Source organism: Mycobacterium sp. NGS64, assembly GCF_059812245.1.
In genome coordinates, this window is sequence record NZ_JCALCI010000015.1 from 15,676 (window position 1) to 34,299 (window position 18,624).

The 18,624-nt window shown below is 67.2% G+C and carries 15 protein-coding genes; 2 read left to right on the plus strand and 13 right to left on the minus strand.

Going from position 1 to position 18,624, the window contains the following annotated elements; all coding sequences use genetic code 11:
- Window positions 1-36: 36 nt before the first annotated feature.
- From AC5Y4S_RS28000 to AC5Y4S_RS28030, 7 genes are all read right to left on the minus strand, one after another.
- Window positions 37-3,303, minus strand: a complete 3,267-nt coding sequence (locus AC5Y4S_RS28000) for an arabinosyltransferase domain-containing protein (RefSeq protein ID WP_500035808.1) — start codon at window positions 3,301-3,303, stop codon at window positions 37-39.
- Window positions 3,303-5,174 (minus strand): galactan 5-O-arabinofuranosyltransferase, encoded by a 1,872-nt coding sequence (locus AC5Y4S_RS28005; RefSeq protein WP_500035809.1) that lies wholly within the window; start codon window positions 5,172-5,174, stop codon window positions 3,303-3,305. The genes AC5Y4S_RS28000 and AC5Y4S_RS28005 overlap by 1 nt, the downstream gene beginning before the upstream one ends.
- A gap of 2 nt (window positions 5,175-5,176) precedes the next feature.
- Entirely contained in the window at window positions 5,177-5,941 is a 765-nt protein-coding gene (dprE2, locus tag AC5Y4S_RS28010) for a decaprenylphospho-beta-D-erythro-pentofuranosid-2-ulose 2-reductase (protein ID WP_500035810.1), read from the minus strand.
- An 11-nt stretch (window positions 5,942-5,952) separates the two neighbouring features.
- Window positions 5,953-7,317: a decaprenylphosphoryl-beta-D-ribose oxidase gene (dprE1, locus tag AC5Y4S_RS28015; protein ID WP_500035811.1), complete on the minus strand. Its 1,365-nt coding sequence runs from the start codon at window positions 7,315-7,317 to the stop codon at window positions 5,953-5,955.
- A 31-nt stretch (window positions 7,318-7,348) separates the two neighbouring features.
- Complete coding sequence (locus AC5Y4S_RS28020) at window positions 7,349-7,714, minus strand: GtrA family protein (protein ID WP_500035840.1); 366 nt, start codon at window positions 7,712-7,714, stop codon at window positions 7,349-7,351.
- Between the two features lie 102 nt (window positions 7,715-7,816).
- A complete protein-coding gene (locus AC5Y4S_RS28025) occupies window positions 7,817-8,296 on the minus strand; it encodes a GreA/GreB family elongation factor (RefSeq protein WP_500035812.1) in 480 nt (159 codons plus the stop codon).
- A gap of 170 nt (window positions 8,297-8,466) precedes the next feature.
- A complete protein-coding gene (locus AC5Y4S_RS28030; protein WP_500035813.1) occupies window positions 8,467-9,006 on the minus strand; it encodes a 6-carboxytetrahydropterin synthase in 540 nt (179 codons plus the stop codon).
- Between the two features lie 547 nt (window positions 9,007-9,553).
- Between AC5Y4S_RS28030 and AC5Y4S_RS28035 the strand changes: the two genes are divergently transcribed.
- On the plus strand, window positions 9,554-11,068 hold the full coding sequence (locus tag AC5Y4S_RS28035; protein WP_500035814.1) for an arylsulfatase: 1,515 nt from the start codon (window positions 9,554-9,556) through the stop codon (window positions 11,066-11,068).
- Window positions 11,069-11,098: 30 nt separating this feature from the next.
- On the opposite strand, the gene wzm is transcribed toward AC5Y4S_RS28035, so the two are convergent.
- The 5 genes from wzm to AC5Y4S_RS28060 are packed head-to-tail and all read right to left on the minus strand — an operon-like array spanning window position 11,099 to window position 16,244.
- Window positions 11,099-11,929 (minus strand): galactan export ABC transporter permease subunit Wzm/RfbD, encoded by an 831-nt coding sequence (wzm, locus tag AC5Y4S_RS28040; protein ID WP_500035815.1) that lies wholly within the window; start codon window positions 11,927-11,929, stop codon window positions 11,099-11,101.
- Between the two features lie 49 nt (window positions 11,930-11,978).
- A complete protein-coding gene (gene glfT1, locus AC5Y4S_RS28045; RefSeq protein WP_500035816.1) occupies window positions 11,979-12,905 on the minus strand; it encodes a galactofuranosyltransferase GlfT1 in 927 nt (308 codons plus the stop codon).
- Entirely contained in the window at window positions 12,902-13,711 is an 810-nt protein-coding gene (wzt, locus tag AC5Y4S_RS28050; protein ID WP_068102519.1) for a galactan export ABC transporter ATP-binding subunit Wzt/RfbE, read from the minus strand. Before wzt ends, glfT1 begins: the two co-directional genes overlap by 4 nt.
- Before the next feature lie 4 nt (window positions 13,712-13,715).
- Window positions 13,716-14,261: a bacterial proteasome activator family protein gene (locus AC5Y4S_RS28055; RefSeq protein WP_500035817.1), complete on the minus strand. Its 546-nt coding sequence runs from the start codon at window positions 14,259-14,261 to the stop codon at window positions 13,716-13,718.
- A gap of 12 nt (window positions 14,262-14,273) precedes the next feature.
- Window positions 14,274-16,244 carry a DUF6541 family protein gene (locus tag AC5Y4S_RS28060; RefSeq protein WP_500035818.1) on the minus strand — a complete coding sequence of 657 codons (1,971 nt, stop codon included), beginning with the start codon at window positions 16,242-16,244 and terminating at the stop codon, window positions 14,274-14,276.
- A gap of 122 nt (window positions 16,245-16,366) precedes the next feature.
- Between AC5Y4S_RS28060 and AC5Y4S_RS28065 the strand changes: the two genes are divergently transcribed.
- Window positions 16,367-17,563 (plus strand): cysteine desulfurase-like protein, encoded by a 1,197-nt coding sequence (locus tag AC5Y4S_RS28065; protein ID WP_068102523.1) that lies wholly within the window; start codon window positions 16,367-16,369, stop codon window positions 17,561-17,563.
- A gap of 78 nt (window positions 17,564-17,641) precedes the next feature.
- Here AC5Y4S_RS28065 and AC5Y4S_RS28070 read toward each other — a convergent pair whose 3' ends face one another.
- Window positions 17,642-18,610, minus strand: a complete 969-nt coding sequence (locus AC5Y4S_RS28070; RefSeq protein ID WP_500035819.1) for an NAD(P)H-quinone oxidoreductase — start codon at window positions 18,608-18,610, stop codon at window positions 17,642-17,644.
- Window positions 18,611-18,624: the final 14 nt, after the last annotated feature.

Below are 18,624 nucleotides of genomic sequence, written 5' to 3' on the forward strand. Positions count from 1 at the left end.
GCGCCGAACCTGGGCAGCATCCCGGGCTGACGGTCGCTAGGTCTTTCGCAACGGCGCCGGGTTCCATAGGCCGCTGCGCGTCGCGATCCCGAGCTGCAACTGGGCGGGCTGGGCGTCGGGGTAGTAGGGCGTCAACCGTTGCAGCGAACCCCAGTCGCGCGACCAGTCGTCCTTAAGGTACGTCGCCATCGTGGTCGCCTTCACCAGCAATTCGGTGACGCCCAACGGACCGCCGCCGTTGTTGTCCATCACCGGGGAGTTGGCCTCGGCGCCGAAGCGGTCCGGCAGGATGCGCCACTTCGGCGTCTCGTCGACGCCGTTTTGGTGGCCGAACGGGCGCTGACACGGAAATGCCAGTCCGACAAGCCAGTCCAGGAACACCGGGTCCTTGGACCCGACGACGTCCTGCAGCGTGCGCAGTTGCGGAATCCGCGGCGGCGTCAGCGCGATCCAGTGTTGGGGCGCCAGGTCTTCGTCGTCGGCGACGAGGCGGATCTGGGTGGCGGCGCTCGGGATGGCCGACAACGGCAGCCGCAGGTTGCGCCAGGCCGGGGAGGCGCCGACGTCCGACAACTGGAACGACCCGCCGGCGTGCCCGGCCGCCGCCTCGTCGTCGGTGGCCCACTGCACCTGAACTTCGCGGGGGTCGAAGCGGCCCGCCGCGCTGACCACGAGCAGCGGGCGCGCCTGCTCACGGGCGGGTAGCCGGTACCAGCCCGAGCGCAGGTGCGCCGGAACCTGGATGCCCGCGCGCCAGCTGCCGAGCACCGGTGTGCGGGCCGGGTCGAGGTTGTAGGGCAGCTGGGCGACCGACCCATTGATTCCCGGCGCCGGGTTGGTGCCGCCCTCAGTGCCGGGCTGGTTGCTGCCGGTCTTCTCTTCGTCGTTGACGAAACTGCGGTCGCCCGGACGCTCCATCACCGGGTCGGCGCGCACGTCGGCTGGAATGCCGTTGGCGGTGAAGGCCTCCGACAGACCCGCTCCGAGGGCGTCTCCTACCGGGCCGGTCACTGGGGTCAGGATGCCGGCGTTGGGATCGGGCTCCACAAGCACGTCCTCGGCCAGCCCGCAAGCCTTCCCGGTCAGCGCCTCAAGGTTGGAGCGACCCACCGACCACGCGGGGTATTGGGCAGTCATCGCCAGGGTCAGAGATACGACCTCGAACACCACCAGGATCCACGTCGCAATTGCCAAGGGGGACTGGATGATTCCGGCCATGCGTGCGCCGTAGCGGGTCTTGGGTGGCCCGTTGTCGGGGTTGACGAAGTGGAACCAAGCTGCCAGCAGCAGCACCAAAAGCGCCAGCCCGAGCAGTGCCGTGGCAAAGGCGTAGTGCCACGCGGGGAACGAATTCGACCACGGCACACCGAAGTTCGACACGTACCACCAGCCGTTGACACTGGCGAACGACAATGCCAGCAGGAACACCACCACGGCGGCGTATACGGTGCGGTTGCGTCGGGACCGCATGGCGACGGAGGTCACGGCGACCGCGGCCAGCGCGCCCAGCGGCCCGGCTAGCCCGGCGAACACCCCGAAGTGGTGGGTCCACTTTGTGGGGGTGAACATCATCGCGACGAACGAGATGATGGTGATTCCAACGATGCGGCGGCTCGGCCCGGCCGCCGTGCCGGGAATTCTGCCCTTGCGCAACGACATTGCGACGGTTATCGCCAGCGCCAACACCAGTGCCAGCACCGCGAATCGGCGGGCGACCGATCCGTCAGGGCTGGCCATGAACAGCCGCTCGTAGCGGAGGTGCTCGTCGAACCAGCTCAGGCTTGGCCCGAGCGCGCGCTTGAGCGCGGTCGCCTGCATTTCGCCGGCCAGGGTCTGGTCACGGAAGATCAGGATCACGGTGACGGTGGCCGCGGCCAACAGGGGCGCCACTAGGGGGAGCACCCCGAACTGTCTGGATCGCCGGTGGAGGATGGTGCGCAGCGGACCGATCGCAACCAGCAGCGCGCCGATCGAGGCGATGCCCGTCGGACCGGAGAACAAGGTCAGCGCGCCGATGATGCACGCAATCGCCACCGGCAGCAGCCGGTTGGTGGCCACCGCCCGTTCCACCGAGCACCAGGTGAGCAGGATGCCCAGGGCGATGATCGGTTCGGGGCGAAGCCCGTTGTCCAGCGGCAACCAGGTCGCCAGGAACAGCCCTGCGGCCGTCCACGCCGCCGCCCGGTTGGTCTTCACGGCGTGGCCCAGGCGGGGCATGACCTCGCGGCTGATCACCCACCAGCACGTCAGCGCCATCGCCAGGGTGGGCAACCGCATCCAGATGCTGGTGGTGCTGACGTGGGCCCACACCGCCAGCAGGTCGTAGTACCAGCCGAACGGGGCCTCCGGCGTGCCCAGCCAGCGGTAGTAGTTGGCCATGTAGCCGGCGTGCTCGGACACCCTCGCCATGGTCAGGATGTAGCCGTCGTCGGAGGTGTTGGCGCCGACGAAATGCCACCACGTCAGCACCGCGATGACGAGCGCGTCCAGGCCGCCGATTGACCACCATCGGGCGGGCAGGAAGCGTCGGTGCCGGGTGCCGTCGGCGGTGTCGAGGACGTGCAGCGCCACCAGGGCGGCGGCGGTTAGCACCACCCCGAGGATCATCGCCGCCATCTTCAGCTGGGTGGGGCTGCTGCTGTAGCGGGTGTCGACGGTGGCCGAGAAGCTCAGGCCCGGCGGGGCCGGCCCGGTGAGATCGGTGAACACGCCCACGATCTGCGGCCGGAAGTCGTAGCCGCTTTTCTCGCCGCGCAGCGGTGCGCCGGGATGCTCGGCGTTGGGCCCCTGGGTCAGGCCGACGAACTCGGCGGTGACGCGGTCGGCGTGCGCGGTGAACGTCAGCCGCTGGCAGGCCGGGCTGAGCACCTGGCTCAGCGGGGCGGTGACCACCGCGACGTTGCGCACCACGAGCACCAGATAGTCGTTGGCGCGCTGGATCAGCAGTCCGCGGTCGACGGCCTTGGGGGCCTGCTTGGGCACGGTCGACAGCAACACCGTCTTGCCGGCGTTCTGCGGGCCGGCCAGCCCGGCGGCGGCCTGACACGGCACGGCGACGTTCAGATCCGTTGCCACGTAACCGATCAGCGGCGCGTCGACGCTGCCGAACGTGCCGTTCTGCGGCCAGTTCAGTTGGGCGGTGGTCTGGTTGACCGGCAGCACCGGGGTGGCGATGGCCAGCAGGGCGCCCAGCAGACCCGCGACGGTAGCAACAATCCGGGCGATCCGGTGGTTACCTCCCGCGTCCTCCACGGGGGTAGATGGTAGTTGTGCGGCCAAGTCAGCCGGGGTTTCGGTGGCCATCAGCTCGGCTTGCGGACGGCCAGCACGAAGGGGCCGACGGTTTCGACGGCGAAACGGGGATCGGCGAACAGCGCCGCCGGCAAGTCAACGGTGTACCGGCGCACGTTGGGCTGGTTCGGGTAGACGTCCTGGGCCAACCGCAACGTGTAGTTGCTGTTCGCGCCGCGCCGCATCAGAAACACCGTCGGCGGCGGCCACGGCGAGGTGTCCAGCGCGTGGATGAACTCGTCGGGGGTCTTGAGCTTGGACCACTTCTCGATCTGCGCGGCTCGCAGGTCGAACTGCGCCAGCGGGTTGGCGTAATGCGATGTCAGCCCCTGGAATCCCCAGTAGGGGTAGTAGGACAGGAAGCTGTAGTCGGCGGTCATGACCACGATCTGGTCGCGCGGCTTGCCGGTCACCTTGAGGATGGCGGCGTCGATGGCCGGGTAGAACTTCTCGGAACTCGGCGGCCGGCGATCGCCGCGCTGGCCGTATCCGTCGGTGTCCGTGTAGGCGATGGTCAGATCCGGCCGCAACACGTCCGGGATGTCCTGGCTGAACGCGATCGCGGCGGCCAGGCCGACGGCGGCCGCGACCGGGGCTATGGCACGGCTGCGTGGGGCGAGCGCGTTGACGGCCTCCACGAAGCCGAACGCCCCGGCCGCGACCAGCAGCACGGTCAGCGTGGGTTGCAGCCGGAACGACAGCAGCGTGGTGCGCGCCAGCGTGGTCAGCATCGACAGCAGCGACCACAGGTAGACGGCCAGCACGCCCATGGCCAGGGCGCCCGCCCGCACGGACGACCGCGCGCGCACCACCAGCCACAGGGCGCCCAGCAGGCAGACCGCCCCGAGCAGCGAGAACTGCAGCATCGGGAAGGTCAGCACGGCGCCGTCGGCCGGCAGGTAGTGGAAGGCGCTACCGCTGTTGCTGACCGGGCTGCTCGCCACGCGCACCAGGAAAGGTAGCCAGGTGATGCTGGCGATGGCCGCCGCGATGGCGGCGATCACGGCCAGCCGGCGCAGCGGGTCGAGCGCGGCGCCGAAGCCGCCGCGCCGCCAGCGCGCCCCGGCCAACAGCATCGCCATGAGGAACACCGTGAACGCGCTGAACCCGAACAGCAGCGTGTACCAGGTGGCCGCCCAGCCGAGGAACAGCCCGGCGCCGACGACCGCGGCCCACCCGCCCCGCTGGCCGGCACGCAAGCCCGACCACGTCAACACGAGGACGGGCGGCAACAGCACGGTGATCATCGCGGCGTAGGGCTCCGGCGAGCCGTAGGCCAGCGTCACCGCGGCGGTGGCGGTGGTGACGATCAGCGCGTACTCGAAGCGGATCATCCGCCACCACAGCACCAGCGCGACCGCGACCGCGATGGTGATCGAGGTGATGGCCCACGGCTTATACATCTCCCAGGCCGGTGTCCCGGTGAGCGCCGCGACGCGGCCGCCGATCCAGAACCAGCCCGGCGGGTAGAACGTCGGCAGCCCGCGATAGGTCATGTCGTGCAGCGCCGGGCTGTCGGCGAGCCGCGTGAGGTATTCGGTGCGGAACTGCTGGTCCACCGAGATGCCGAACAGATAAAGCTTGGTGGCACCCAGCGGCATGCCCAGCGTCACGACCGTGAAAGCGGAGACGAACACCAGCCCGCCCACCTGTGCGAGCCGTCGGTTTCGCGGACGCCCGGAACGCCGCCACAGCCAGCCGACGGCGACCAGGCCGGCCAGGCAGCCGACCTGCCCGACGGTGGTCAGCGCGTGCAGCTGGTTCGACGACGGATACGCCGGCCATTGCACGCCGGCGATCGCGATCAGCGACGGCACCGCCACGGCGACGGCGACCGCCACCGCGGCGGCCATCTGGCCCAGGGTGGCCAGCGCGTTGCGCATCGTCAGATTGGCAGCTTGCGGAAGATCCTCCGCGGGACGTGTCGCAACACCATCATCACGTAACGGAATGCTGCTGGTGCCCAAACCAATTCCTTACCTTGTGCCGCCGCGGTCACCGCGAGGTTGGCGACATACTCCTTGTCGACGGTGAGGGGGGCCTCCTTGACATGCGCGCTCATCCGGGTACGCACCTGGCCCGGACGGATCACCAGCACGCGAACCCCATACTCGCGCAGCGCTTCTCCGAGTCCGAGATAGAAGCCGTCCAGGCCCGCCTTGGTCGAGCCGTAGACGAAGTTTGAACGCCGCACCCGCTCGCCGGCGGCCGAACTCATCGCGATGATCTGGCCGAAGCCCTGAGCGCGCATCTTCTCGCCCAGCAGTACGCCGACGGAAACCGCCGCGGTGTAGTTGATTTCGGCGGCCAGGACCGCCTTGCGCTGGTTCTGCCACAGCTCCTCGGCGTCGCCGAGGATGCCGAACGCCACGATGGCCACGTCGACGTCGCCATCCGCGAAGGCCTGGTCAATCATCTTTGGGTGGCTGTCCGCGTCGGTGGCCTCGAAGTCGATCAGCTGCACCGACCGCGCGCCCGCGGCCGTCATCTGGGCCACCGCGGCCTCGCGGCCGGGGTCATCGGGCATGGCTGCCAACACGATTCGCGCGTGCGCGTTCTGCAGGTAGCGTTCGCAGATGGCGAGCCCGATCTCGGAGGTGCCACCGAGCAGCAGGATAGTCTGCGGATTTCCCACGGCATCTAAAACCATTGGAGCACCATCTACAACAACTCCAATCGTCGGGCCATGTCGGAGGCGAACACCCGCAGGGGATCGACCTTGCGGCGCAAGGCGATCCACTCGTCGATGCGCGGATACATGGCGTGGAAGATTTCGGCGTTCACTCGCGAGTCCTTGGCGGTGTAGACCCGTCCACCGAATTCCAGGACTCTGCGGTCGAGTTCGTTGAGGAACTCGTTGAGCCCCGGCTTGATGGGGAAGTCGACGCAGACGTTCCAACCCGGAATGGGAAAGCTCAGCGGGGCCTGATTGCCCGGCCCGAACAGCTTGAACACATTGAGAAATGAATAGTGCCCGGACTTTTGGATGTCGCGGATGATGCCCTTGAACTCCTCGACGGCGGTAGTTGGCACGACGAATTGGTACTGAGTGAAGCCAGCAGGTCCGTACGCCCGGTTCCATTCGCCGAACATGTCCAGCGGGTGGTAGAACTGCGTCAGGTTCTGAACCTTGCCGCGGTAGGTCCCGGACTTGCGGTACCACAACTCGCCGATCGACCCGAACGTGTATTTGTTGGCCAATCCGTTCGGGAATGCGTCGGGAAACGTAAGCAGTTGTGGCGCATCGAATTTCAGCGGATTGCGCCGGAGCTTTGGCGGCAACTGGTCGAGCTTGGCCAGCGAGCCGCGTGAAATCGCCGCGCGACCTAGCTTCGGCGGCGCGCTGATCGCGTCGAACCACGCGCTGGAATAGGTGTAGTCGGCCTCGCTGCCGTCGCTGTGAAATGCGACGGTTTCGTCCAGGCTGGCGGTGACGTCGCCGTCGGCAATGAAATAAGCGGTCTCCGTCGGCGTCATCTCGATGGTGGCCCGCAGGATGATCCCGGTTAGACCGTTGCCCCCGACCGTGGCCCAGAACAGCTCGGAGTCCTCACCGGTTCCAGTGAGGTGGCGGACCTGGCCGTCGGCGGTCAGCAGGTCCATGCTGCGCACGTGGTTCCCGAAGCTGCCCGCGCTGTGATGGTTCTTGCCGTGGATGTCGCAGGCGATCGCGCCGCCGATGGTGACCTGCCTGGTGCCGGGCAGCACCGGCACCCACAGGCCGAACGGCAGCGCGGCCTTCATCAACTGGTCGAGGTTGACCCCGGCGTCGAGGTCGGCCAGCTTGGTATCGGCGCTGATCGAGTGAATGGTGTTCAGCTCGGTCATGTCGATCACCAGACCGCCGCCATTTTGCGCGTTGTCGCCGTACGAACGGCCCAGCCCGCGGGCGATCACACCGCGGCCGCCGGCGTCGGCCGTGTTGGCCACGGCTTTCGCGATCTCCTCCGGGTCCGGCGTGGAAAGCACCGTCGCCAAAGAGGGCGCGGTACGCCCCCAGCCCGCGAGCCGCTTGGTGGTGAACATCGTCAAAGAGGGTACCGCTTGGCCAGGTCGGTCAGCGGAGGCGGAAGATAACGGCTCGCTGCACGATGAAGTTGATCACCGTGGCCGTGCCTTGCGCGATCACGAACGCGACCGGTATCGCCCAGCTGCGATAGTGCAAAAGCGACAGGCAGAGGTGGTTGAGGCCGACCTGCACCGAGAACGTGACCGCGTAGAGGACCATGACCGCGACGAATCGCGCGGTGCTGGGCGCCGCCTGAAACGTCCATCGGCGGTTGATCAGGTAGGCGGTGATGGTGCCGACGACGAAGCTCGTCGCCTTGGACAGGTCGACCTGCAGTCCCACCACCTTGTAGAGGACCAGGTAGAGGCCGAAGTCGACGATTCCGGCCATCCCGCCGGTGACGACGAAGCGCATTACCTGTGTCGTCAAACCCAGGTGCGGGCGCGCAGGAGCGGCGTCGGGCTCGGGCGGGATCATTGCGGCGAGTCTATCGGGGCCGGTGTCGACGGCAGGGAGTTAACGGGGCAGCTTCACCGCGATGAGCTCGACCTGGTTTTCCCCTTGCGGCGTCGTGTAAGTCACCGTGTCGCCGGCTTTGCGGCCCGCCAGGGCCTGCCCCAACGGGCTGCGGGCGGTCAACGTCTCGGCCTCGCGGCCGATGGGGGTCTCTTCGACGATGGAAATCACGTGCATGGTGACGACTTCACCGTCGGGGAACCGCAGCGTGACCTCGGTGCCGCCGGGCAGCGTTTCGGAGTCGTCCGAGGGCGACGGTCCGCTGCGCAAGCGGCGGTCCAGTTCGTTGATCCGGTCGCCGAGCACGACGAGCTCGTCCGCGCGTTGTATCGCCTCTGCCGCGTCTCCGTGGTCGCCGACCATGCCGCGGTCGTTTTTGACCTCGACCTCGAGGCGATCACGCCGCTGCTTGAGGCGGTCCAGCTCCGCGGCGAGGTTCTCCCGCGCCTCATCCACCGCCGACTTGGCTTTTTTGCTCACGTCAGTCGACCCGATCCTGTCTGCCGTCACTTGCTGACCTGTAGCGCTACAGTGTTGCACCACCGCCAGGCAGCCGCCACCTTACGCGTAGGGAAACTTGGTTGTTGTACACATACCCAGTAGTGCGGCGAATCTATCCTCGTTTGCTGGCGGGCGCTGATTTCGCGCGGTCACGCCCAGCCTGTGGCCCCAATCGGTCCTGCCGTGAGGGTGACCACGTTGTTGCGGCTTTCCCGCGCCTCGATCCGTGATACCCACACCCGGCCGCCGGTCGCCAGCGCGACGATCCGTTCGGCGGTCTCGAACACCCAGGCCGCCGAGCCCTCCATGCCGGTGTTCTCCATGATCCGCAGGTCGACGACGCCCCGGTCGGCCAGCAGTTCGAACAGGTCGCGCTGCGGGTCGTCGTGTGCGATCAGGGTGGTGTGGTCGAACTGGTATCGCACTGCCGACCGGACTTCGGCGATCGCGCTGCCGTCCACCACCAGGCCCGTGCCGGGTTCGGTCTCGGCGCAAGCGAATTCGATTTCGAAGGCCCGCTCGTAGCCGTGCAGGAAGAAACGCTTGCCCCGATTGGCCCACGAGCGATGGCAGCACGGCAACTCGTCGAACAGCTTGCTGATGTGGAATTGCGCCGCCCGGCCGATCGGTGTGTCGGCGCGATGGATGGTGGCGACGTACACGTCGTCGTCGAAAGCGATGTGGCTCATGGGCCCAGCGTTGGGCCGCAGCCTCGATGGATTCTTGGAGGATTCTTGGCGCGCCTAGAACTCCGGCGGCTCGCAGCTCGCGGCGATGCGCGCGGCGCTCTCCTGGGCGCGGGTTCGTCGCCGGTTGGGCATCACGAGTCCGCGGCGGTCTCCCCCCGGGGTGGCACACTCTTCGGCAGCACGAGCGCTCCGGTGGGGACGGCGAGGGCCTGAAACAGCAGCTTCCATCGGGTTTCTCCGCGTAGTCTTGCCCCGACCGAGAGGTCGACACCATGGTGCAGTGGGCTAGCTGTTGATCCACCCAGCCATCCACGCCGTCCAAAAGTCTTAAGCGACTGGGGACGAAAATCACAACCGCGCTGAGCCCCTACCGGTTCTTCTCGCCCGAGCGGGTCGCTGACGGGACGAGAGTAAACGTCAGCAGAACACTCCTTGGCCGGTGAGATGGTCGTCTTGGAGAAGCTTCCGTGGGATCAAGGTCGGGCGTAGCGTCCGTCAAGCGGAGCAAATCAGCGGGTCCTGTCCTGGGATCGAATGGAGGATCGCCATGCCTGCGACGGACAAGCCGAACATCTTGTTCATCATGAGCGATGACATCGGTTGGTTTAATCTCAGCTGCTACAACCACGGAATCATGGGGTATCGAACCCCGAACATCGACCGCATCGCCGCTGAGGGGGCGATGTTCACCGACTTCTACGGTCAACAAAGCTGCACCGCCGGACGCGCCGCCTTCATCACCGGCCAGCAACCGATCCGCACCGGACTAACTAAGGTCGGGATGCCCGGTGCCAAAGAAGGGCTGAGCGCCGAGGACCCAACCATCGCGCAGTTTTTGAAGAATTTCGGCTATGCGACAGGCCAGTTCGGCAAGAACCATCTTGGTGATCGCAACGAGCATCTGCCCACGGTGCACGGCTTTGACGAGTTCTTCGGCAACCTGTATCACCTCAACGCCGAGGAGGAACCGGAGAACGTCGATTATCCGAAGGACCCGGCGTTTCGGGAGCGCTTCGGCCCACGCGGTGTCCTGCGCTGCAAAGCCAGCGACACCGACGACCCGACCGTCGACGACCGCTTCGGCAGGGTCGGCAAGCAGGTGATCGAGGACACCGGCCCGCTGACCCGCACGCGCATGGAGACAGTTGATGAGGAATTCCTGTCCGCCGCAATCGATTTCGTTGAGCGCAACACGCGAGAAGAGGTGCCCTGGTTCTGCTACTGGAACACCACGCGTATGCATGTCTTCACGCATCTGAAGCCCGAGTCGGAGGGCAAGACGGGGCTAGGCGTCTATCCCGACGGAATGGTGGAACTGGACGACTACGTCGGCCAAATGCTGGCCAAGCTCGAGCAGCTGGGCGTGGCTGACAACACGGTCGTGGTGTTCACCACCGACAACGGCGCGGAGGTGCTGTCGTGGCCGGACGGGGGCACCACGCCGTTTCGCGGCGAGAAGGACACCAATTGGGAAGGTGGTTGGCGCATGCCGTGCGTGATGCGCTGGCCCGGTGTGATCGAGCCTGGCCGAGTGATCAATGACATCGTCTCGTTGCAGGACTTCATACCCACTTTCGCTGCTGCTGCCGGGGAGCCGGACCTGGTCGAAAAGGTGAAGAAGGGCTATCAGATTGGCGAACGGATGTTCAGGGTGCACATGGACGGGATCAACATGCTTCCATTCCTCAGCGGTGAGCAAGAAGAGTGCCCACGGGAGGGATTCGTTTACTGGAGCGATGACGGCGACTTGCTGGCGTTGCGGGTGAGGCGCTGGAAGGTGGTGTTCGCCGAGCAGCGCAGCACCGGGATGGCGGTGTGGCGCGAGCCTTTCTCGCATCTGCGATGGCCAAAAACGTTCGACCTGCGCTCCGACCCGTTCGAGCGCGGCGACGAAAGCGACGTGTACTACGCCAAGTGGGCAGCCGAGCGCACCTTCCTGCTCTACCCCGCCCAAGCCCTCGTCGCCCAATGGTTGGAAAGCTTCAAGGACTTCCCGCCACGGGCCAAAGCGGCCAGCTTCTCAATCGACAAAGTCATGGAACAGCTAATGCCGAAAAGCTAAGGGATGTATCGGCTAACCACGCGGGCCGCGCTAAACCCAGTACGGCACCCGGGCGCGGTACTGCCGCATTCCGAAGGCCGCCAGCAGCCACCCGACGACCGTCAGCACCAAGACCACCACCCAGTGCCGCAGTTCCTGGTGGGCGCCCAGCAGCGGGGCGCGAACGATGTCGAGGTAATGCAGCAGCGGGTTGAGTTCGACGATGCTCGCCCAGTGTCCGGCGCCCTGTTGCCGCAGCGTGTCGTCGTTCCAGATGATTGGCGTCATGAAGAACAGCAACTGCACGACCGAGAACAGCAGCGGGCCGATGTCGCGATAGCGGGTGGCCAGGATGCCGAAACACAGTGACACCCAGATGGAATTGAGCACGATCAGCGCCAAAGCGGGGATGACGGACAGGTCGGCCCACGACCACGGCTTGGGGAAGATGATCGCGACGACGACGTAGATCACGATGTTGTGCGCGAACAACAGTATCTGCCGCCACACCAGCCGGTAGACGTGCACGGAGAGCGGTGTGGGCAGCTGCTTGATCAGCCCCTCGTTGGCCACGAACACGTCGGCGCCCTCCAGGATCGAGGCGTTGATCAGGTTCCAGATGATCAGCCCAAGCGTGACGTAGGGCAGGTGGACCGCCAGGTCCAGGTGGAACAGCTTCGAATAGAGGCCGCCCATCGCGACAGCCGTCGTCCCGGTGGCGATGGTGATCCAGAACGGCCCCAGCACCGAGCGGCGGTAGCGCTGTTTGATGTCCTGCCAGCCCAGGTGCAGCCACAGCTCGTGCCGACGGAATCCGTCGACCAGGTCGTTGCGGGCTCGGGCGAAGGTCCGCGACTGCGCGGCGGCGTCGATGAATGTCATTTGCGCCGCTCCTCCTCATCGCTTCGCTCTGCATCGTCGCCGGCGCGTGTCACGCGGTCCCTCCCGGCTTGCCGAAGCGCTCGCGGCGCCCCAAGCGGCGCAACCGAATCCAGTCGGCCAGGCCCTTGGGGTCGCGGCGGGTCACCAGGAAGAACCAGCCGAATCGGACCCATTCCTGGAACAGCAGCTTGCGCAGGCCCGGCTGCGCCATCAGGTAGCCGCGGTTGCGGTAGGTGAAGAACCGCTTGGTGGCGTCGTCGGGATACTGCGTGTGCATCCGGCCGCCCAGGATCGGCTTGAACTCTTCTGATCCGCACGGATGCAGGTAGACCGCGTCCAGGCAGGTGCCGAACGGCAGGCCGGAGCGAACCAGCCGGCGGTGCATCTCCACCTCGTCGCCGCGCACGAACAGCCGCAGGTCCGGCACGCCGATCGACTCCAGCGTCGACGCCTTGAACAGCGCCCCGTTGAACAACGACGCGATCCCGCGCAGCAGGTCCTGCCCTTCCTCGGTGCGCAATTCGCTTGTCCGCCTGCGCCATACCAGGCCGCGCCGCAGCGGGAACGCCAGCCGCTCAGGATCTTCCAGGTTGCACACCATCGGCGACACCTCGGCCAGGCCGTACTTCTTGGCGCAGGCCAGCAGCGTCGCCAGCACGTGCGAGTCCTGGGGCCGCCCGTCGTCGTCGGCGAGCCACACCCAGTCGGCGCCCTGCGCTAGCGCGTGCAGCATGCCCAGCGCGAAACCGCCCGCGCCACCCAGGTTTCGGCGCGAGCTCAGGTAGGTCGTCGAAATGGGTTGGCCGGCAACCAGGTCGCGGACGCGGCCGGACGCGGCGCCTTCGCCGGAAAAATCATTGTCGACCACGATCAGGTGATCCGGCAGCCGGGTCTGGCTGCTGAGCGCGTCCAGCGATTTGGCGAGCTCGTCGGGGCGCCGGTGGGTGACCACGACGGCGAAGACGCTGTCGCTCATGGCTGTCCGGCGGTTTCGGCCAGCACCTCGCGCACGTGCCGGGCCGCGTCCTCGCCCTCGTACGCGCGCACCACGTCCTCGATGCCGCCCGACATGCGGATGACGCCGTGATCGATCCACATCGCCGTCTTGCACAGCCGGGCCAGGAATTCGTTGGAATGGCTTGCGAACACCAGGATTCCGGAGCGCTCGACCAGGCGCTGCAGCCGGGTCTGGGCCTTCTTCAGGAAGTCGGCGTCCACGGCACCGATGCCCTCGTCCAGTAGCAGGATCTCGGGGTCGATGCTGGTGACCACGCCCATCGCCAGGCGGACCCGCATCCCGGTGGAGTAGGTGCGCAGCGGCATCGACAGGTAGTCGCCGAGCTCGGTGAACTCGGCGATCTCGTCGACCTTGGACATCATCTGCTTTCGGGTCTGCCCGAGAAACAGGCCACGGATGATGATGTTCTCGTAGCCCGAAATCTCCGGGTCCATGCCCACCCCGAGGTCGAACACCGGCGCGACCCGGCCGGTTACCTTCGCCCACCCGCGGGTGGGCTCGTAGATGCCCGAAAGTAGGCGCAGCAGAGTCGATTTCCCGGCCCCGTTGTGGCCGACGAGACCGACCCGGTCGCCGAGCTCGAGCTTCATCGTGATGTCGCGCAACGCCTCGACGACGACGACGTTGGAGCTGTTGCGACCGATCGTGCCGCCCGCCTTGCCCAGGAACGCCTTCTTCAGCGACCGCGATTTGGCGTCGAAGATGGGAAATTCCACCCACGCGTCGCGCGTCTCGATGTGCGGACCCGGCCCCGGCAGCGTCATGTGCTTACAGGTATTGGCCGGTGCCCGAACCCGGGCCGTGGCCCGACCTGATGCCCGGCGGAAGCGCACCCTGGCGCATCTGCTCCAGTTGCGCGCGGGCGGCCATCTGCTGGGCGAACAGCGCGGTCTGGATGCCGTGGAACAGCCCCTCCAGCCACCCGACCAGCTGCGCCTGCGCGATGCGCAACTCGGCGTCCGACGGCGCGGCGCCCTCGTTGAACGGCAGGGTGAGCCGATCGAGCTCCTCACGCAGTTCCGGCGCCAGGCCGTCCTCGAGCTCGCGGATGCTGGTGGCGTGGATGTCGCGCAGCCGGTTGCGGCTGGCCTCGTCCAGCGGTGCGGCGCGCACCTCCTCCAGCAGCTGCTTGATCATCGTGCCGATCCGCATCACCTTGGCGGGCTGCTCGACGAGGTCGGTCAGGGAGCGCTCGTCGGAGTCAGCGTCACTGTCGGCCTCGTGGAGCGCCATGATCCGGGGGTCGACGCCGCCGATCACCTCGATGCCGTCGTCGTCTGGGCCGTCGTTGCCGTTAGTCAATCCGTTCACCATCCTCTTGTGCGTCTAAGGGGGCGGCGCCGCGCTGTCCTCGCGCCATTCGAAGATTCGAGCGCCGCCATTGTCGTAGATCATCGTCCACGACTTCGACTTATCCAGAGACACTAGTCCTTCGGGTGTGGCAAACCCTCTGACGTTGGGCGCGCTGGTCAGGATGTACCTGATATTGAGCGCTTTAATCGCCTCGACCACCTTGGGATCGGATTCACCCCTGCGTGCCGCAATCCAGAAGATGTAGCGGTAGTAGCCCGGACCCGTCTGCTGTGGGAAGTCGTAGTGGGTCCACAGCGGGTGCAGGTCGGCCACCGCGTACATCCACGCGGTGCCGTCGACGTTGGAGTTGCCGATCAGGGTGTTGCGGGCACCGGGCAACTTGGCCAGATACGCCATCGCCATCAGGTCTCGCTGGTCGATGATCACCGAGTCGTACTTGTCGCCGAACAAAACCAGGTGCCGGTAGAGGTATTGCCGGCCGGCGACGAGGACGGCCGCCACCAGCAGGAACGCCGTCGCCGCGGTCCAGACCGGGGCGGGCAGGCGGGTGAACCGCTCGGTGAGCCGCCTGGCGAGGGCGACGAAGCCCACGACGATCGCGAACAGCGCGATGCCCGCCATCGGCGTCACCAGCATCGTCACCACCGCCGAGAGCCGGCGCGGATCGTTGTAAAAGAACTGGCTGAACACCTCGATCGCCCGACCGAGGGGATTGCGAAACGGCGCCCCGGAATAGATGGTCGCCACGGTCAGCACCACCCAGACGGCGGGTGGCCACCAGATCCTCTTGTACAGCAGTATCGCCATGCCGATGAACGCCAGAAACACCAGGCTGTATTGGGTCGGGAAGTCGTTGAGGTGGCGGGTGTGCAGCAGCAGCGCGTCGATCACGCCCTGCTTCACGCTCTTGAAGCTGGGGAACGCGTGCCCGGCGATGATGTCGGCCTGCCGCAGCACGCCGAGGAATTGCGGCGCCAGGATCGCGGCGGTGGGCACGGCCACGGCGGCCAGGGTCAGCGCGTCGGTGAGGCGTCCGCGCACCGGATGCCACAGCGCGTCGAGCAGCCACCAGGCCAGCAGGAAGAGGATGACGATGAATCCCCCGGTTAGGTGCACCGAGAGGACACCCACCAGCGCCAGCACGGCCGCCGGGATGCGGTCGCGGTGCCGCAGCGTCGAGGCGATCAGCACGAACGTCGGGATCGCGACGCCGTACGCGGCCAGGTTGGGCATCGCCGCGACGCCGAACTCGACGTAGGGCACCGAGGTGAACGACGCCGACAGCGCGGCGGCGGTGGCGGACACGCTCGCGGCGCGCCACTGGCTGCTGATGGGGCGCAGCAGGAACCAGGTGAGGGTGGCCGCGCTGGAGGGAAACAGCCAGACCGACGCGGCCAACGAGTTCAGGGTGTAGCCGGTGGTGGGCGCCGCGCCGGTGAGCTGACAGTAGACCGCGGTCAGCGCGTGAAACACCGACGGGTAGTAGAGCGGTTGGTGGGTCTCGACGTTGCGAAGCTCGCCCATATGGGTCGAGGACGCCTGGCCGGTGTCGAGCATGAAGCGCACCTCGTTGGCGTGCCAGACGGCGTCCCAGGTGCTCGGGATGGACTGCCAGTGCGTGAGGCCGCGATAGCCGGCCCACATGATCAGCGCCGCGCCCAACAGCACACCGGCGGCCACCGTCACCGCCGGCCAGCGGCTGACCCCGCGTGCCTCGGCCTCGGGGTCCCGATAGCGGGCGAGCGCCAGCTGCAAACCCGTCGCCACCACACACACCACCGCGAGCGTGGCGAGCGCGGTCCACCCGTTCCACGGGATGCCGAGCGCACCGAGCGGGATAATCGCCAGCGCCACAACGCCGTACGTCAGCGCAGGACCAACCGCGATGGCCACCGGCCACGTCAGCTGGGTGATGCGCGCGACTATCACACCCGGCGCGATCAGCAAGAACAGTGCGATCAGCGTTCCGGTCCACAGGCCCACTGGACTAGTATGGCTGCCCGGGTGACTCGGCTCGCCAAGCCACCATCCGGCTTGGATCGCCGAGGGGGCACCCGCTACCGTCACAATTTTCGCGAAATTGCGGAAGCCTTAAGGTGGCTGTCATGGCTTACGACGTCGCCCGGGTGCGCGGACTGCATCCATCGCTGGGTGACGGGTGGGTGCACTTCGACGCGCCGGTCGGCATGCTCATCCCGGACTCCGTGGCGACGACGGTGTCGACGGCCTTCCGCCGGTCCGCCGCCACCATGGTGGGGGCACACCCGTCGGCGCGGCGCAGCGCCGCCGTGCTGGAGGCCGCGCGTGCGGCCGTCGCCGACCTGTTCAACGCGGACCCGGCGGGCGTCGTGCTCGGTGCCGATCGCGCCATCCTGCTGTCGTCGTTGGCCGAAGCTTCGTCTTCGCGGGCCGGCCTGGGCTACGAGGTGATCGTCAGCCGGCTCGACGACGAGGCCAACATCGCGCCCTGGCTGCGCGCGGCACACCGCTACGGCGCCAAGGTGAAATGGGCCGAGATCGACATCGAGACCGGTGAGCTGCCGACCTGGCAGTGGGAGAGCCTGATCGGCAAGTCGACGCGGCTGGTCGCCGTCGCGTCGGCGTCGGCGACGCTGGGCACGGTCACCGACCTGCGGGCGATGACCAAGCTGGTGCACGAAGTGGGCGGGCTGGTGGTCGTCGACCATTCCGCCGCGGCGCCGTACCGACTGCTCGACGTCAAGGAGACCGACGCCGACGTCGTCGCGGTCAACGCCCTGGCGTGGGGCGGTCCCCCGATCGGCGCGATGGTCTTTCGCGATCCGGCGCTGATCAACTCGTTCAGCGCCGTCTCGTCCGACCCCCAGGCCGTCGGCCCGGCGCGCCTCGAGGTCGGCGCCCATCAGTTCGGCCTGCTGGCCGGGTTGGTCGCCAGCATCGAGTACCTCGCGTCGCTCGACGAGTCGGCCCGCGGCAGCCGGCGCGAACGCCTGTCGGTGTCGACGCAGTCGGCCACCGCGTACCTGAACCGGGTCTTCGACTACCTCATGGTGTCCTTGCGGTCGCTGCCGCTGGTGATGGTCATTGGCCGGCCCGAGGCGCAGATCCCCGTGGTCAGCTTCGCGTTGCAGGACGTCCCCGCCGAGCGTGTGGTGCAACGCTTGGCGGACAACGGCATTCTCGCCGTCACCAACGAGAGCTCCCGCGCGCTGGACGTGCTAGGCGTCAACGACGTCGGCGGCGCCGTCACCGTCGGCCTGGCGCATTACTCGACGACGGCCGAGGTCGACCAGCTGGTGCGGGCGCTGGCGTCGCTGGGCTGAGCCTTTCGTCGCGAGCCTAACCACACTGCGAAAATTCAGGCCCAAACTCGCAGCCAGGTTAGGTTCGCGAGCCGGCCGCTAGACGGTCAGCACGATCTTTCCGGTCACCTTGCCGGCCACCAAGTCTTGGTGCGCCTCACCGGCCCGCTGGATGGGCATGCGCGCGCCGATGATCTCCCGCACCCGGCCCTCGGCGATCATCGGCCACACCGACCCCGTCACCGCCTGCACGATCTCGGTCTTGCTGTTCGGGCCGGTCACCGGTCGGGCGCGCAGCGTGGTGCCGATCACCCGTGCCCGCTTGGCGAGCAGCTTGCCGATGTTGAGCTCGCCCTTGATCCCGCCCTGCATGCCGATGATGACCAGCTGACCGTCGGTGGCCAGCGCGTCGATGTTGCGGTCCAGGTAGGCGGCACCCATGATGTCGAAAATCACGTCGGCACCGCCGTTTTCCTGCAGGCGCGCGACGAAGTCCTCGTCGTGGTAGTTGATGGTGATTTCGGCGCCCAGCTGCCGGCAGAACTCCAGCTTCTCCGCCGACCCCGCGGTGACGGCCACCCGGGCGCCCAGCGCCCGCGCGACCTGGATCGCGTGTGTGCCGATACCGCTGGCTCCGCCGTGCATCAGCAGCAGCTGCCCCTTGCCCAGGTGCGCGACCATCACCAGGTTCGACCACACCGTGCACGCCACCTCCGGCAACCCGGCTGCGTCGACCAGGTCCACCCCGTCGGGGACGGGCATCACCTGCCCCGCGGGGACGGCGACGTATTCGGCGTAGCCGCCGCCCGCCAGCAGCGCGCAAACCTGTTGTCCGACGGGCCATTCCGTCACGCCCGAGCCGGCGTCGGCGACGACGCCGGACACCTCCATGCCGATGATCTCGCTGGCCCCCGGCGGGGGTGGGTACTTGCCGGCCGCCTGCAACACGTCGGCGCGGTTGACGCCGGCCGCGGTGACCTTGATCAGCACCTCGCCGGGGCCGGCGGTGACGTCGGGCACCTCTTGCCAGGACAGTTGGTCGGGGGATTCGGCGACAATCGCGCGCATGACCGCGACGTTAC